We start from the raw sequence: 13,573 nt of genomic DNA, 5'->3' as shown, positions 1-13,573 counted from the left end.
GTGTATAATGTGTTGTGAACTACTTAACAAATAAGGATTTCCAGCTCATGTCGACTAAGGATGGAAATCTTGTGTATAGACAGTTCAGTAGATATATAATAGAGCGTTGCGTCCGAAAGTCTATCCAGACACGGCTCTTTAAAAACAAAAGGAGAAGATTATGAAAATAGAACCGATTCATCGTACCAGTATGTGGAAATTTAGGTTAAGTGCTGCCACCATGACTTTGATTCCCGCTGCCGTGGGGATTAACTATGTTGCCAAAGCCTTGGCGGAGGGGTTAAAGTTGCCCGTTTGGCTGGGGTCTTTGGGAACCTTTCTTACCAGCATGTTGGCTGGGCCGGTTGCCGGTGCCATTAGTGGTTTCATCAACAACGTGATCTATGGGCTGACCTTATCGCCAATTTCAACCGTGTATGCGATTACCAGCATCGGAATTGGGATTGCTGTCGGAGTTTTGCACGCCAATGGGTGGTTCTCGTCAGCGCGACGAGTATTTGTTTCTGCTATTATTATTGCCATCGTTTCAGCTGTCATTTCAACGCCACTCAACGTCATCTTTTGGGGTGGTCAGACCGGTATCGCTTGGGGTGACTCATTGTTTGCGGTAATGGTCGCCAATCATGCACCAGTGTGGCTGGCCTCATTTACCGATGAGTTTGTCTTGGATATTTTGGATAAAGTCTGCGTGGCCTACCTGGCATTCTTCATCTATCGTCAGCTGCCGAAGCGGATGGTGCACTTCTTTAGCGATGATAAATGATGACTGATAAAACAATGATTTCTGGAGCGCCACGGGTCAAGCTCAAGTGGTACCAGGTGATCGATCCGATTACTAAGCTCTTGTTCATCTTGGACATGACGTTGTTGAGCTTTGCCAGTATGAATTTATTGCTTCAGGCCGGATTAATTCTTGTCGCAACACTGCTATTGTTATTTTCCAAATTGAGTTCTACCACCTTTAAGGCGCTGGGATTCAGCCTGTTTCTGATTTGCACCATGCTGATCATCCAAGGGTTATTTTACAGTCGGAATCAAACTGTGCTGTTTTCTGTGCTTGGGGTGTCGTTCTACAAAGAAGGCCTGATTTACGCCACCACTCTGGGTTGTCGAGTATTGGTGATTATTTTGACCAGTGGCTTTTTTATGGTGACCACGAGTATTTCAGAAAACGCGGCCTATTTGGAACTGTCCGGATTGTCTTATAAAACCGTCTACGTTCTGATGTCGGTGTGTTATATTTTGCCGGAAATGATGCGCAATATGCGGAAAATCCAGCAGGCACAAAAAGTTCGCGGAACCAATCCGCAAAAAACGTTGATTCAGAAATTAAAGTCAGTCCTGCCGGTTCTAATTCCATTGGTGATTAAGACCTTGGATCAATCGATGACGCGGTCGATTTCTCTCCAACTGAGAGGTTTTGATAATCTCAACCGGACTGTCAGAACCTCCCAGCGCGTGTATCGCCTGTCGCGGACGCTGCACATTGGTCTGACTGGATTGGCAATTTTATTGATTGGGTGGAAGATATGGACGAAGATAAACGGATTGTAATTGAAAATTTGACCACCCGTTATCCGGGTACTGAGCAACCACAACTGCGTCAGATTAACGCGGAGGTTCATACCGGCCAGGTGGTTGGGATTATCGGGAATAGCCACTCCGGCAAATCGACTTTGTGCCGTGTGCTGGCAGGGGTCATTCCCAAAATTGTGTCTGCTGAGATTGAGGGCGATTGGCACATGTTTGGCCAGCGAGTGTCTGACAATTGGCCCGTTTATAATGCCATGAATGGAGTTGTACTGCAAAATCCAGCTGGCCAACTAAGCGGGTTGGCAGACACGGTTGCCGATGAAATCGCCTTTGACTTGATTAATCAGGGAATGGCTGAAGGACTGATTCAAAAACGGGTTGAAGAAGTTGCCACGCAAATGGGGCTGATTGAACAGCTGAATTTGCGTCCCGAGAGCCTTTCCGGTGGTCAGATCCAGCGGTTGGCAATTGCCACGGCGATTGTGGCTAATCCGGCTATTTTGATTATGGATGATCCGACCAGTGAGATGGATCCCCTTGGCCGCCGGCAATTTTTCCAATGGCTGGCCCAAGTCAAAGAGACGACTGTCTTCATTGTCACCAGTGAAATTGACGATTTGTGCGAAGTCGCCGACGTTGTGTGGGTGCTGCACGAGGGTCAAGTGGTAGCCCAGGGCAGGCCGGGTGAGGTGTTTAATCATTTGGTAGCTGACTGGCAGATTCCAGCCCCGACAATCCAGCAACTTGCTCAAAAAATGGATTGGCACTTGGCTGATGGCCGGTATCCGGTGAATTACGCTGATCTGAAGGAGGTTCGTTATGTCCACAATTGAACTGAGCCACCTGACGTTCACTTATCCGGAACGGTCCTTTAGCTTGGATGTTGAAGACAAACACTTCGCCGATCCGATGGTGGCGATTGTCGGCCAAAATGGTGCCGGCAAATCAACGCTCTTCAAATTGTTGACGGGTTTGCTGACACCACAAACCGGTGTGATTAAGATCGATGGAGAAAATTTTAATGATCTTAAACCAGTCGAAAAGTTACTGAAGGTTGGGATTACTTTTCAGAATCCTGACGATCAGCTTTTCAACCCGACCGTTCAACGAGAGGTGGAGTGGAATGTCGCGCAGGTCATGGATGACCACGACACGATTACGAGGCGGGCTTTAGCGGCTCTAAAAAGAGTTGGCTTGGATGATAAAACAGCTGAAAGTCCATATGACCTGTCATTGTCGGAACGCAAGCTGTTGAGCGTTGCCACAGTTTTGGCAGTGGATCCGGCGATTTATTTATTTGATGAGCCGATGATGTCGCTTGATTGGGAAAGCCGGCGCAAGTTGACCGCAATTTTCCATCAGTTGGCTGATTCGGGCCACCAAGTTGTGACCATCACCCATGACATGGATTGGGTCGCCGCCGAGTTTGAGTCGGTGTATGTTATGGAACACGGGAAGTTTGGCTTCGCCGGCAGTCCACGGGAATTGTTCAGCAATCACGAACTTGTCCAGCGAGTGGGATTACTACCACCGCGGATTATGGACATAGCGGAGTCGCTGGGTGATTCACAGACATATTTATCGGTTAATGATTATTGCCAGAAAAATCGAGATGTATAGAAAAAGTCACCTCTGCGGGTTTTCCAGGTTGAAGGATTAACTTCAGCTTCTGGCAAGAACTCACATGGGTGACTTTTGTGTTTAATAACGTTTCATGATCATCGGGTGCTTCCTCAGATCACTCGGTTTGATTTTACTTTGTTTCATGGTCATAATCATATACCATTTCTTTTGGATTTTTTGTTTGACTAATACAAAATAGGTCTTCATAGGTCTTCGCATTTTTAGCGCCCATTAGGATCATCAGTATAATTTTCTGAATTAGGAGACTGTCCCATCACTATTCGAACTTCGTCTCCCAACTTACGCTGTTCCCATTCATCCGTGAATCCTTTAAATCGCAATTCTGGAACTTTCTTTTTAACTGAATCATCTATTTTCGCCATAGTCCCCACCATTTTATTGGTTTTTCTTGTTCTTCTATCCTTTTTTGATCTTTGATTTTTTCTTGTAAATTTTCCAACTTCTCTTTAAGAGCGTTCACTTCATCTTTATATTGATTGTCTAAGTGTTTGAATTCTGTTTCCTGTGAGGGCATTTTGAGGGCTTTTAAGTTATCATTTTCCGCCTTGTATTCTTCTAGCAACTTTTTATCTTGCAAGGCTAATTGTTGTTACTGGTCTAACAAATTAGTTAGTTTTTCTATTTGTTGGTCTTTGGTATTTGATTTGCTACTACTTTCTAATTTACCTAAAATTATTTTTTCTGCTTTAGAATTTATTAGATTAGACCCATTGGAACTTTTAAGCTGTAATTCTTTTGGTAACCTTTGGTAGTGATATTGAATATTTTGTTTTGTAACACTCAACTCATCCGCCAGCTCTTTGATCGTTTTTAAGTCTTCACTCATGGTTTAAGTCTTGCCTTTTAACCGTTGGTAGATATTGTTCAATGGCTTTTTTGAGGTAGCGTGCGATATTATGCTTAGAATATTCTTCACGTCTGCTGGCAACATAAGACAAGTGGTCTTTAACACTATTTAGCCCTCTTAATTCTTTCAGTTCGTCATAGAGGGGGTAAACATGGACTTGCAATCCTGCCATGATTTTTGTATCATGCATTTCAAACGGACTTAGCAACATATTTTCTAGCAATAGCATGGTGTACTTGCTTTTCATTGCTTCAATAGCTAGCTTATCTTCGGTTTCTGCTTTGCGTGCTTTATCTTCTTGATAGGCGGTATCTTCTAACTTATAGATGTTATCGTCTGCTCGACGTTTCTTTCGTAACCAGATATCCAATGTTAAACCGTCCGCATCAATCGCTCGATAGAGATAATGCCAACGCCCCTTAATTTTGATATAGGTTTCATCCATTTTCCACGAATAGAAGGACTGTTTATTTTTCTTTTTCCAGAGATGATAGAGGATTTTACTGTATTCTTGAACCCACCGATAAATCGTAGTGTGACAAACATTTATTCCACGGTCATAAAGCAATTCCTGAACTTCACGATAGCTCAGATTGTAACGTAGGTAATAACCAACAGCGACAATGATGACGTCTTGTTGGAATTGTTTGCCTTTAAAATGATTCATCTCTCAAGCCTTACTAACCTTTTTTCTGCTCTTTGAGAAGCTGAAGGTCGTGCTAGTAACTACCTATTTGGTTTGATTAATTCCATCATTTATCTGGTGCTTGCCCTTCAAAAAGGCTTCTATGGTGAGGTGCTGACGACACTCTACTTTACGGCCATGCAGCCAATTGGCCTTCTAGTGTGGATCTACCAAGCACAGTTCAAGAAAGAAAAGCAGGAGTTTGTCGCGCGTAAACTGGACGGCAAGGGTTGGACCGAGTATCTTTCCATTAGTGTTCTTTGGTGGTTGGTATTTGGGTTCATTTATCAGTCTATCGGAGCCAATCGTCCTTATCGCGATTCCATCACCGATGCGACCAATAGGGTTGGGCAAATCCTCATGACAGCTGTTTACCGTGAACAATGGATATTCTGGGCAGCTACCAATGTCTTTTCTATCTATCTCTGGTGGGGAGAAAGCCTGCAAATTCAAGGAAAATACCTGATTTACTTGATCAATAGTCTAGTTGGGTGGTATCAGTGGAGCAAGGCAGCAAAGAGTGCTTAAAAAAGTAAAAAAGGATCAGATGATCCTTTTTTGTGTTAGAGCAAAATGAATAATACCGTAATGATAATAGCGCTCGTTATACGAACGATGTGGTGCGAGATATGTTGACTTTCTTTCTGTTGGCCGTTCCAGTAGGCTCCATAGCAGACGATACTCGAGCCCACAATCCATATAAGAATGGTTGCAAGCGGAACGAAGTAAAAGATAGCTAGAGCCAGAGAGGTGATGCAGCTGCCGACCAAAATGCATTTATTTCCTAGACAGTAGTTTTTTTGTTTTATGGCTGAAAAAGCAGCAGCAAGGTGAAGCAATGAGAAGGCGAGAGCTAGTACAATTGTTAGTATTCCTAGAATCATCGAAGTTAACATAGTTGGTTCCTTTCTGAGTTACAGGATTAGTTATCAAGTGGAGTTGTAGAGGTCATCTCCATTACATCAAGGTAAAATCTCACCACTTGGTCTTCGGTATAAGATTTTCCTTTTTTTAGCCACCAAGTTAGGGTCTCGATAAAGTTCGTCACAACAAAATGTTGAAGGTAGGAGGCCGGAATGTTTGGATAGGCCTCTTGCAAGTCACCCGCTACCATGGGATAAACGTGGTGTTCGAGTTCCTTGTGTAGTTGGCGGAGGAAGTAGTCGTTTTTGGAAAAAAGAAGACTGGTGACATGGTCCTGGTTTTTTTGAAAATGTAAAAAGATATGTGCGAGGTAGTCCTCGGTAGTAAAGTGTCCTTCCCTTTCAAAGAGATGATGAAAGAGGTAGCGACAGAGCTCATCTAAAAGGAGTTCCTTACTTTCATAGTGACAGTAAAAAGTAGAACGTCCAACATCTGCTAGGTCAATGATATCCTGGACAGTAGTGGCATCATAGCCCTTATCGTTCAAAAGTTGTAAAAAAGTTTGATAGATGGCTTTTTTAGTCTTACTGACTCGACGATCTCTTTTTGACATATAGACACTTGAGACAAACTGTTCAGAACTGAACAGGGCTGACAGTTTGCTTCTATCCTTTCTTTGAATTTTATTAGATAATACAAATGAAAGAAGTATGTATATACCCATTATACCAAAGGAGGGAGAGAAATGAGTTCTAAAACATCTATCTGGTTAGCTTTTTTCTTAAATTTAAGCTATGCGATTGTTGAGTTGATCGCAGGAGGAATCTTTGGTTCGAGTGCAGTTCTTGCTGATTCTGTTCATGACTTGGGAGATGCTATGGCCATTGGTATCTCAGCCCTTTTAGAAACGATCTCCAATCGTGAAGAAGATAGGCAGTACACCTTGGGTTATAAACGTTTTAGTCTTTTAGAGGCCATGCTAACGGCTGTGATTCTTATGATAGGGTCTGTCCTAGTGATCTTGGAAAATGTCACAAAGATCGTTCACCCTCAACCCGTTAATGAAAATGGTATCCTATGGCTGGGAATCATTGCAGTGGCTATTAATGTGCTAGCTAGTCTAGTAGTCCGTAAAGGAAAGACAAAGAACGAGTCAATTCTTAGCTTGCATTTTTTGGAAGACACTCTTGGTTGGTTGGCCGTCATCCTAATGGCGATTATCCTCCGATTTACAGATTGGTATATCCTCGATCCGCTTTTATCGCTGGTTATTTCTATCTTTATTCTGTCGAAAGCCATTCCTCGCTTTTGGAGCGCACTGAAGATTTTCCTAGATGCTGTGCCAGAAGGAGTCGAGACAAGTGATTTGGAGAAGGATTTAGAGGCTCTACCCAATGTCAACAGTGTCAATCAACTTAGCATTTGGTCCATGGACGGTCTGGAGAATAATGCTATTGTTCACATTTGTATCAAGGACTGGGAACAGATGATGGAGACCAAAGAAGTGGTGCGTCAATGTTTAGAAGAAAGAGGCGTGCAGAATATCACTATTGAAGTGGACAGCAGTCAAAGCAATCATGCGCAACATAGGCGGAGGGTGAGAACCATAGAGCAGAAGCATGGGCATCATCATTAGAAAAACGATCTCGCTAGAGGTCGTTTTGTTATCCTATTCATTCCTCGTACTTTCTCTCAAAGTCAGTCTGGTTCCCAGCATGGTTAGGCTAGGTATTTTGCGACCGTGGAGAACTTCCTTGTTAAGAATATCCATACCTGCTCGGCCCATTTCTTCGGTATAGACGGTAATGCTAGAAAGAGGAGGATAGACCTGCTTGGTCAGGCTAGTGTCGTTAAAAGAAATGAGGCTGACGCGGTCTGGTAGGCTGATTCCAGCTTCTTGGAGAGCACGAAGGGCACCGATGGCTAAACTATCGCTGGCAGCGAAAAAGGCTGGTGGGAGTTGTTCTCCTAGCTTGTGAATGGCCTCCTTCATCAAGTCATAGCCAGATTGGGCAGTAAAGCTCCCCTGAAAGACCAGTTCTCCATGGTAGATTCCATTTGCTTGGGTAATGTCTTTGAAATTTTCTAGTCGCTTATCCTGGATGATTTCTTCCTGGTCGGTTGTTTCTTCAAGACCTGTGAGAATTCCGATACGGTTCATACCTTGGCTGAGGAAATGGTCTACAACTTGTTTCACAGCAGTGTAAAAGTCCGTAATAATACAGGTGTGTCCCAACGAGAGGGTATCACTGTCTATAAAGACTAAAGGTTTTTGGTATTCTTCAAAGGCAGAGATCTGTGATCGACTGAACTTTCCAATACAGAGTATCCCGATTACTTCCTCGCTCAGTGTAAAAGGATGGTCGTTAAAATAGCGCAAGATATCATAGTCCAACTCTTGGGCTCTTTTTTCAATACCGAGACGAATCTGGTAGTAGTAGAGGTCGTCCAACTCCCCTTGTTCGCTGACCCATTGGATAATGGCAATTTTTTGCTTGGGCTTATGGGATTCGCCTGTCTTGAGGTGCTTGGTATAGCCCAGTTCTTCAGCGACAGTTAAAATACGGTGTCTGGTTTCTTCTGTAACAGATAGACTCTGGTCGCGATTGAGGACACGAGATACGGTCGCGATAGAGACAGAGGCTAGCTGTGCGATGTCTTTTAAGGTAGCCATAAATCCTCCTCCTTTTAGGTTAGTATATCATATTTTTCTGCTTTTTACTGATAGTTTAGTAAAAGTTCAGTAAAAAGGATTGACCTTGGTAAATCCCTTAGATACAATAGAAGAAAACGATTACACGTTAAGATGACTTAACGACAGTCAAAGGAGAATTCATATGACACAAGATCTTACTACTGAAGCCCTTCGCAAAGACTTTCTTGCCGTTTTTGGTCAAGAAGCAGACCAAACTTTCTTTTCACCAGGTCGTATCAATCTGATTGGTGAACACACAGACTACAACGGTGGGCACGTTTTTCCGGCGGCTATTTCTTTGGGGACTTATGGGGCGGCTCGCAAGCGTGACGACCAAGTCTTGCGTTTTTACTCAGCCAACTTTGAGGACAAGGGCATTATAGAAGTTCCTCTAGCTGACCTCAAATTTGAAAAAGAGCACAGCTGGACCAACTATCCAAAAGGGGTTCTTCATTTCTTGCAAGAAGCTGGACACGTGATTGACAAAGGGTTTGATTTTTATGTTTATGGGAATATCCCAAATGGAGCTGGCTTGTCATCATCAGCATCTTTGGAACTCTTGACTGGTGTTGTGGCAGAGCATCTCTTTGATTTAAAACTAGACCGTTTGGATTTGGTTAAAATCGGAAAACAAACAGAAAACAACTTTATTGGAGTCAACTCTGGTATCATGGACCAGTTTGCCATCGGTATGGGTGCAGACCAACGTGCTATTTACCTAGATACCAACACTCTAGAATACGACTTGGTGCCGCTTGATTTGAAAGACAATGTCGTTGTCATCATGAACACCAACAAACGCCGTGAACTGGCGGACTCTAAATACAATGAACGCCGTGCTGAGTGTGAAAAAGCAGTAGAAGAATTGCAAGCTGCCTTGGATATTCAGACCTTGGGTGAATTGGACGAGTGGGCTTTTGACCAATACAGCTATCTGATTAAAGACGAAAATCGTTTGAAACGTGCTCGCCATGCTGTGCTTGAAAACCAACGTACTCTTAAAGCTCAAGCAGCACTTCAAGCAGGTGATTTGGAAACATTTGGTCGCTTGATGAATGCTTCTCACGTCTCTCTAGAACATGACTATGAAGTAACTGGTTTGGAATTGGACACACTTGTTCATACAGCTTGGGATCAAGAAGGTGTTCTCGGTGCTCGTATGACAGGAGCAGGTTTTGGAGGTTGTGCCATTGCCTTGGTTCAAAAAGACGCTGTTGAGGCTTTTAAAGGAGCTGTTGGCAAGCACTACGAGGAAGTCGTTGGATATGCTCCAAGCTTCTATATCGCTGAAGTTGCAGGTGGCAGTCGCGTTTTAGACTAGGAGAGAAGTAAATGGACGCTGTAATATTTGATTTAGATGGCTTATTAGCTGATACTGAGATCATTTCTCTAAAAGTTTATCAAGAATTGCTTAAAGATTTTGGAATTCCTTTCACAGAAGAAACATATTCTAGAGAATACAGTGGACATAGGGAAGAGGAGAATGTTCAACGATTTTTAGATACCTATGATTTACCTTGGAACTTTGACCAAACCTTGGAAAAAGTTTATGAACTGGAAGCTCGAATATTAGCCAAAGGTGTAAATTTAAAAAAAGGTGCTAAAAATTTGCTTGCTTTTTTGCAAAGAGAAGGTATTCCAATCGCTCTAGCAACTTCAAGTGTTGAATCTAGAGCTAGAATAATTTTGGATAGTAATGGTATACTGTCCCTATTTGACCATCTAGTTTTTGCAAAAGATGTAAAGCGAAGCAAACCTTACCCTGATATATTTTTAAAGGCCTGTAGTGATTTGAATGTTTTACCAGAGAATTGCTTAGTATTAGAGGATAGTGAAGCAGGGATTGAAGCAGCGTATAGAGCTGGGATACCAGTTGTTTGTATTCCAGACTTAAAAATGCCAGCACAGTCTTTCTTAAATAAAACAGAACAAGTTTTTCAAGATTTAGATGCTGTCAGAGACTATTTAGAAAGTAAGAAGGAGAATCAATGAGTCAGGGAGTTCTAGATGCATTTATCACGGAAGTCATTGCTGGAAGTTCATTTGAGGAAATGGATCGAATCTACCTAACCAATCGTGTCTTAGCACGAGTGGGCGAAGGTGTTTTGGAAGTTGAGACTGATCTGGATGAATTGATTGACCTCAAGGACCAGCTGGTCGAGGAGGCGGTTCGATTAGAGACGATTGAGGATAGTCAGACTGCGCGCGAAATCCTCGGTGCTGAGCTTATGAACTTCATCACACCAGCCCCTAGCCAGCTCAATCGGGACTTCTGGACGACTTATGCCTCCAATCCCGAGCAAGCTGTGGCTGATTTTTACCAGCTTAGTCAAAAGAATGACTATATCAAGGTCAAGGCTATTGCTAAAAACATTGCATTCAAAGCACCGACCGCTTATGGAGATTTGGAAATCACCATCAATCTCTCTAAGCCAGAAAAGGATCCCAAGGAAATTGCAGCAGCTAAAAAGGCAAAGAATACCAATTATCCAGCCTGCCAGCTCTGCATGGAAAATGAAGGTTACCAGGGTCGCTTGGATCACCCAGCCAGAGCCAATCATCGCATTATTCGATTTGACTTGGCTGGACAGGAGTGGGGCTTCCAGTATTCGCCCTATGCCTATTTTAATGAGCATTGCATCTTTCTGCACAGCCAGCACCTTCCTATGGCCATCAGCCGGCTGACCTTTGAGCGCCTACTGGACATTGTTGAGACCTTTCCGGGCTATTTTGCAGGTTCTAACGCCGACCTGCCGATTGTCGGCGGCTCTATCCTGACCCACGACCACTATCAGGGCGGACGTCATACCTTCCCTATGGAAATGGCAGAGCTGGATTGCAGCTTTACTTTTAGCGGTTTTGAAGAGGTAGAGGCAGGCATTGTCAAGTGGCCCATGTCCGTCATTCGGCTGAAATCTGAGAAGAAGGAACAGTTGATTGAGTTGGCTGACAAGATCTTGCAAGCTTGGCGGACTTATTCTGACCCAAGTGTGCAGGTGTTGGCAGAGTCTGAGGGTGAAGCGCATCATACTATCACACCGATTGCGCGCAGAAAAGATGGATCTTTTGAGCTAGACTTGGTCTTGCGGGACAATCAAACTTCCCCAGAACATCCAGACGGCATTTATCATCCTCATGCAGATGTGCAGCATATTAAGAAAGAAAATATCGGCCTGATTGAGGTGATGGGGCTGGCTATTCTGCCACCTCGTCTCAAGGAAGAACTCAAACAGGTAGAACTTTTCCTAATAGGAGAAAACTGTCAGGTTGCTGCCTATCATCAGGAGTGGGCCAATCAACTCAAAGACCAGAATCCGAATGTTTCCGCTGAGACGGTGAAAGATGTGATTCAGGCTTCAGTAGGGCAAATTTTCAGCCGTGTATTGGAAGATGCTGGAGTTTATAAGCGAACAGAGGAAGGGCAGGAGGCTTTCATGCGCTTCGTCCAATCCGTCGGCATCCAGCCTTAGGAAATGTGTTAGAATGGAACTAACGATACAGGGAAAGGAAGTTTTATGGCAATTTTAGTATTAGGTGGTGCTGGCTATATCGGCTCGCACATGGTTTACCGTTTGATAACAGCAGATAAGGAAGAAGTAGTCGTTGTTGATAATTTGGTGACTGGCCACCGGGCAGCCGTCCATCCGCAAGCAGTCTTTTATGAGGGGGATTTGGCGGATAAGGACTTTATGCGTGATGTCTTTGCCAAACATCCATCTATCGATGCAGTCATTCACTTTGCTGCCTTTTCACTGGTTGCTGAGTCTATGGTAGATCCACTCAAGTATTTTGACAATAACACAGCAGGCATGGTTTCCCTTTTAGAGGTCATGCAGGAATGCGGCGTTAAAAACATTGTCTTTTCTTCGACTGCTGCGACTTATGGCATTCCTGAGGAAATTCCGATAATGGAAACAACTCCGCAAAAGCCGATCAATCCTTATGGTGAGAGCAAACTTATGATGGAGACCATTATGCGCTGGGCAGACCAGGCCTACGGCATCAAGTTTGTAGCCCTGCGTTATTTCAATGTGGCCGGTGCTAAGCCAGACGGGTCTATCGGAGAGGATCACGGTCCTGAAACCCATCTCCTGCCCATTGTGCTTCAAGTGGCTCAGGGCAAACGTGAGAAGATTGCCGTCTTTGGCGATGATTACGATACTCCTGACGGCACCAATGTACGCGACTATGTCCATCCTTTCGACTTGGCTGACGCCCATATTCTGGCTGTTGAGCATCTGCGTGCCGGACATCCTTCAGATGCCTTTAACCTTGGCTCTTCGACTGGTTTTTCCAACCTGCAGATTGTAGAAGCAGCACGAAAGGTGACCGGACATCCTATTCCTTTGGAAATAGCAGAGCGGCGCCCAGGGGATCCAGATACGTTGATTGCTTCCTCTGAAAAAGCAAGAAAAGTTCTAGGCTGGCAGCCGAAATTTGATAATATCGAAACCATCATCGAAACCGCTTGGAAATGGCATTCCAGTCATCCAAATGGCTATGATGATAGAGTTTAATAGTCTCTATAGTAAACCAGTAGGATCTACTGGTTTTTTTGTTTAAATCAAATCTTAAACTAGAAGAAATTAGAAGGCCACTTCACAGTTTGCCCTACTGAAGGCCTGTAATTTTTATGGTATAATGGGTTCATTATAATTTGAAGAGTTCTGGTTGACTCTTATAAAAAAGAATAGGAAATGAGTATGCATTCGATTCTTGCCTTATATATCACCCTGATGCCGGTCATTCTGGCTGGGATTCTAAATATGATCTTTTGCAAGTCTTCACTGCTAGAGGCGGCATACCGACCCATGGATGCTGGGCTGATTTTAAAGGATGGGAAGAGGCTTTTTGGGGCTAACAAGACTTGGAAAGGTTTCTTTGGCATGATTGTCTGGGGAGCCTTGGCTCAGATCCTTTGGGGTTTGCTCTTAAAAAGTATTCCTAGCCTAGAGAAGCTGCACTTGGTCTATGCTTTCTACGAAAATACGGTGCTGTTTAATCTGGTGCTTGGGGCTCTTTTGGGGCTGGCTTATGTTTTGTTTGAGTTGCCCAATAGCTTTATAAAGCGCCGTTTGGAAATCAGAGAGGGCAAGACGGCGGAAAATGGCTGGAAATGGACCTTTATCTGGATAGATCAGATTGATTCCTTGATTGGCTGTATTATTTTCTTACTTTTCTATATCCCTCTGTCTTGGCAGCAGATGCTGGGCATTCTCATCCTAGGGGCAGGCACGCATCTGGGGGTTAATCGTCTGCTCTACTGGGCTAAGTTTAGAAAAAATCGTATGTGAGATGGGAGTAT

At 43.7% G+C, this 13,573-nt stretch carries 16 protein-coding genes and 3 pseudogenes; 11 read left to right on the top strand and 8 right to left on the bottom strand.

The window, feature by feature from the left end; all coding sequences use genetic code 11:
• Nucleotides 1–160 precede the first annotated feature (160 nt).
• Genes AWH02_RS08245 through AWH02_RS08230 form a run of 4 tightly spaced genes read left to right on the top strand, consistent with a single transcriptional unit; the run spans nt 161 to nt 3,153 of the window.
• A complete protein-coding gene (locus AWH02_RS08245; protein WP_060553744.1) occupies nt 161–763 on the top strand; it encodes a hypothetical protein in 603 nt (200 codons plus the stop codon).
• The gene (locus AWH02_RS08240; RefSeq protein ID WP_172455862.1) at nt 763–1,554 is read left to right on the top strand and encodes an energy-coupling factor transporter transmembrane component T; all 792 of its coding nucleotides are present in this window, start codon (nt 763–765) and stop codon (nt 1,552–1,554) included. Before AWH02_RS08245 ends, AWH02_RS08240 begins: the two co-directional genes overlap by 1 nt.
• Nucleotides 1,530–2,366, top strand: coding sequence for an ABC transporter ATP-binding protein (locus tag AWH02_RS08235; RefSeq protein WP_060553742.1), 837 nt, complete (start codon nt 1,530–1,532; stop codon nt 2,364–2,366). Before AWH02_RS08240 ends, AWH02_RS08235 begins: the two co-directional genes overlap by 25 nt.
• Nucleotides 2,353–3,153 carry an energy-coupling factor ABC transporter ATP-binding protein gene (locus AWH02_RS08230; RefSeq protein ID WP_000103848.1) on the top strand — a complete coding sequence of 267 codons (801 nt, stop codon included), beginning with the start codon at nt 2,353–2,355 and terminating at the stop codon, nt 3,151–3,153. The genes AWH02_RS08235 and AWH02_RS08230 overlap by 14 nt, the downstream gene beginning before the upstream one ends.
• A gap of 224 nt (nt 3,154–3,377) precedes the next feature.
• On the opposite strand, the gene AWH02_RS11045 is transcribed toward AWH02_RS08230, so the two are convergent.
• From AWH02_RS11045 to AWH02_RS11325, 5 genes and pseudogenes are all read right to left on the bottom strand, one after another.
• Nucleotides 3,378–3,539 (bottom strand): hypothetical protein, encoded by a 162-nt coding sequence (locus AWH02_RS11045; protein WP_001062367.1) that lies wholly within the window; start codon nt 3,537–3,539, stop codon nt 3,378–3,380.
• The gene (locus AWH02_RS08225; RefSeq protein WP_060553741.1) at nt 3,527–3,754 is read right to left on the bottom strand and encodes a hypothetical protein; all 228 of its coding nucleotides are present in this window, start codon (nt 3,752–3,754) and stop codon (nt 3,527–3,529) included. The genes AWH02_RS11045 and AWH02_RS08225 overlap by 13 nt, the downstream gene beginning before the upstream one ends.
• Nucleotides 3,755–3,766: 12 nt before the next feature.
• On the bottom strand, nt 3,767–4,003 hold the full coding sequence (locus tag AWH02_RS08220; protein WP_060553740.1) for a hypothetical protein: 237 nt from the start codon (nt 4,001–4,003) through the stop codon (nt 3,767–3,769).
• Nucleotides 3,996–4,316, bottom strand: a pseudogene (locus AWH02_RS11330) (DNA replication protein); the annotation flags it as partial. The pseudogene AWH02_RS11330 and the gene AWH02_RS08220, both read right to left, overlap by 8 nt.
• A 27-nt stretch (nt 4,317–4,343) precedes the next feature.
• A pseudogene (locus AWH02_RS11325) lies at nt 4,344–4,691 on the bottom strand (IS6 family transposase); the annotation flags it as partial.
• Between the two features lie 39 nt (nt 4,692–4,730).
• Here AWH02_RS11325 and pnuC point away from each other — a divergent pair.
• A pseudogene (gene pnuC, locus AWH02_RS08210) lies at nt 4,731–5,237 on the top strand (nicotinamide riboside transporter PnuC); the annotation flags it as partial.
• Between the two features lie 35 nt (nt 5,238–5,272).
• Here pnuC and AWH02_RS11200 read toward each other — a convergent pair.
• Both AWH02_RS11200 and AWH02_RS08200 read right to left on the bottom strand, forming a co-directional pair.
• Nucleotides 5,273–5,605 (bottom strand): hypothetical protein, encoded by a 333-nt coding sequence (locus AWH02_RS11200; protein WP_045634974.1) that lies wholly within the window; start codon nt 5,603–5,605, stop codon nt 5,273–5,275.
• 26 nt (nt 5,606–5,631) lie between these two features.
• Nucleotides 5,632–6,186 (bottom strand): TetR/AcrR family transcriptional regulator, encoded by a 555-nt coding sequence (locus AWH02_RS08200; protein ID WP_060553738.1) that lies wholly within the window; start codon nt 6,184–6,186, stop codon nt 5,632–5,634.
• A gap of 132 nt (nt 6,187–6,318) precedes the next feature.
• Between AWH02_RS08200 and AWH02_RS08195 the strand changes: the two genes are divergently transcribed.
• Entirely contained in the window at nt 6,319–7,209 is an 891-nt protein-coding gene (locus AWH02_RS08195) for a cation diffusion facilitator family transporter (protein WP_060553737.1), read from the top strand.
• Between the two features lie 33 nt (nt 7,210–7,242).
• Here the strand turns inward: AWH02_RS08195 and galR are convergent, their stop codons facing one another.
• Nucleotides 7,243–8,247, bottom strand: coding sequence for a DNA-binding transcriptional regulator GalR (gene galR, locus AWH02_RS08190; protein ID WP_060553736.1), 1,005 nt, complete (start codon nt 8,245–8,247; stop codon nt 7,243–7,245).
• A gap of 163 nt (nt 8,248–8,410) precedes the next feature.
• Here galR and AWH02_RS08185 point away from each other — a divergent pair, with 163 nt between their 5' ends.
• The 5 genes from AWH02_RS08185 to AWH02_RS08165 all read left to right on the top strand — a co-directional run bounded on the left by AWH02_RS08185 (nt 8,411) and on the right by AWH02_RS08165 (nt 13,562).
• Nucleotides 8,411–9,589 (top strand): galactokinase, encoded by a 1,179-nt coding sequence (locus tag AWH02_RS08185; RefSeq protein ID WP_060553735.1) that lies wholly within the window; start codon nt 8,411–8,413, stop codon nt 9,587–9,589.
• Between the two features lie 11 nt (nt 9,590–9,600).
• Nucleotides 9,601–10,260: an HAD family hydrolase gene (locus AWH02_RS08180; protein WP_060553734.1), complete on the top strand. Its 660-nt coding sequence runs from the start codon at nt 9,601–9,603 to the stop codon at nt 10,258–10,260.
• A complete protein-coding gene (gene galT, locus AWH02_RS08175) occupies nt 10,257–11,738 on the top strand; it encodes a UDP-glucose--hexose-1-phosphate uridylyltransferase (protein WP_060553733.1) in 1,482 nt (493 codons plus the stop codon). The genes AWH02_RS08180 and galT overlap by 4 nt, the downstream gene beginning before the upstream one ends.
• Nucleotides 11,739–11,783: 45 nt before the next feature.
• Nucleotides 11,784–12,785, top strand: coding sequence for a UDP-glucose 4-epimerase GalE (galE, locus tag AWH02_RS08170; RefSeq protein ID WP_060553732.1), 1,002 nt, complete (start codon nt 11,784–11,786; stop codon nt 12,783–12,785).
• 186 nt (nt 12,786–12,971) lie between these two features.
• Nucleotides 12,972–13,562, top strand: coding sequence for a CDP-archaeol synthase (locus AWH02_RS08165; protein WP_060553731.1), 591 nt, complete (start codon nt 12,972–12,974; stop codon nt 13,560–13,562).
• Nucleotides 13,563–13,573: the final 11 nt, after the last annotated feature.

Source organism: Streptococcus gordonii, assembly GCF_001553855.1.
Lineage (GTDB): Bacteria > Bacillota > Bacilli > Lactobacillales > Streptococcaceae > Streptococcus > Streptococcus gordonii.
This window is presented reverse-complemented; position numbering and strand designations above follow the sequence as displayed.

Coding starts and splice junctions, on each gene's coding strand:
- AWH02_RS08245 (WP_060553744.1), top strand. CDS start 161: ATGAAAATAGAACCGATTCATCGTACCAGTATGTGGAAATTTAGGTTA.
- AWH02_RS08240 (WP_172455862.1), top strand. CDS start 763: ATGACTGATAAAACAATGATTTCTGGAGCGCCACGGGTCAAGCTCAAG.
- AWH02_RS08235 (WP_060553742.1), top strand. CDS start 1,530: ATGGACGAAGATAAACGGATTGTAATTGAAAATTTGACCACCCGTTAT.
- AWH02_RS08230 (WP_000103848.1), top strand. CDS start 2,353: ATGTCCACAATTGAACTGAGCCACCTGACGTTCACTTATCCGGAACGG.
- AWH02_RS11045 (WP_001062367.1), bottom strand. CDS start 3,539: ATGGCGAAAATAGATGATTCAGTTAAAAAGAAAGTTCCAGAATTGCGA.
- AWH02_RS08220 (WP_060553740.1), bottom strand. CDS start 4,003: ATGAGTGAAGACTTAAAAACGATCAAAGAGCTGGCGGATGAGTTGAGT.
- AWH02_RS11200 (WP_045634974.1), bottom strand. CDS start 5,605: ATGTTAACTTCGATGATTCTAGGAATACTAACAATTGTACTAGCTCTC.
- AWH02_RS08200 (WP_060553738.1), bottom strand. CDS start 6,186: ATGTCAAAAAGAGATCGTCGAGTCAGTAAGACTAAAAAAGCCATCTAT.
- AWH02_RS08195 (WP_060553737.1), top strand. CDS start 6,319: ATGAGTTCTAAAACATCTATCTGGTTAGCTTTTTTCTTAAATTTAAGC.
- galR (WP_060553736.1), bottom strand. CDS start 8,247: ATGGCTACCTTAAAAGACATCGCACAGCTAGCCTCTGTCTCTATCGCG.
- AWH02_RS08185 (WP_060553735.1), top strand. CDS start 8,411: ATGACACAAGATCTTACTACTGAAGCCCTTCGCAAAGACTTTCTTGCC.
- AWH02_RS08180 (WP_060553734.1), top strand. CDS start 9,601: ATGGACGCTGTAATATTTGATTTAGATGGCTTATTAGCTGATACTGAG.
- galT (WP_060553733.1), top strand. CDS start 10,257: ATGAGTCAGGGAGTTCTAGATGCATTTATCACGGAAGTCATTGCTGGA.
- galE (WP_060553732.1), top strand. CDS start 11,784: ATGGCAATTTTAGTATTAGGTGGTGCTGGCTATATCGGCTCGCACATG.
- AWH02_RS08165 (WP_060553731.1), top strand. CDS start 12,972: ATGCATTCGATTCTTGCCTTATATATCACCCTGATGCCGGTCATTCTG.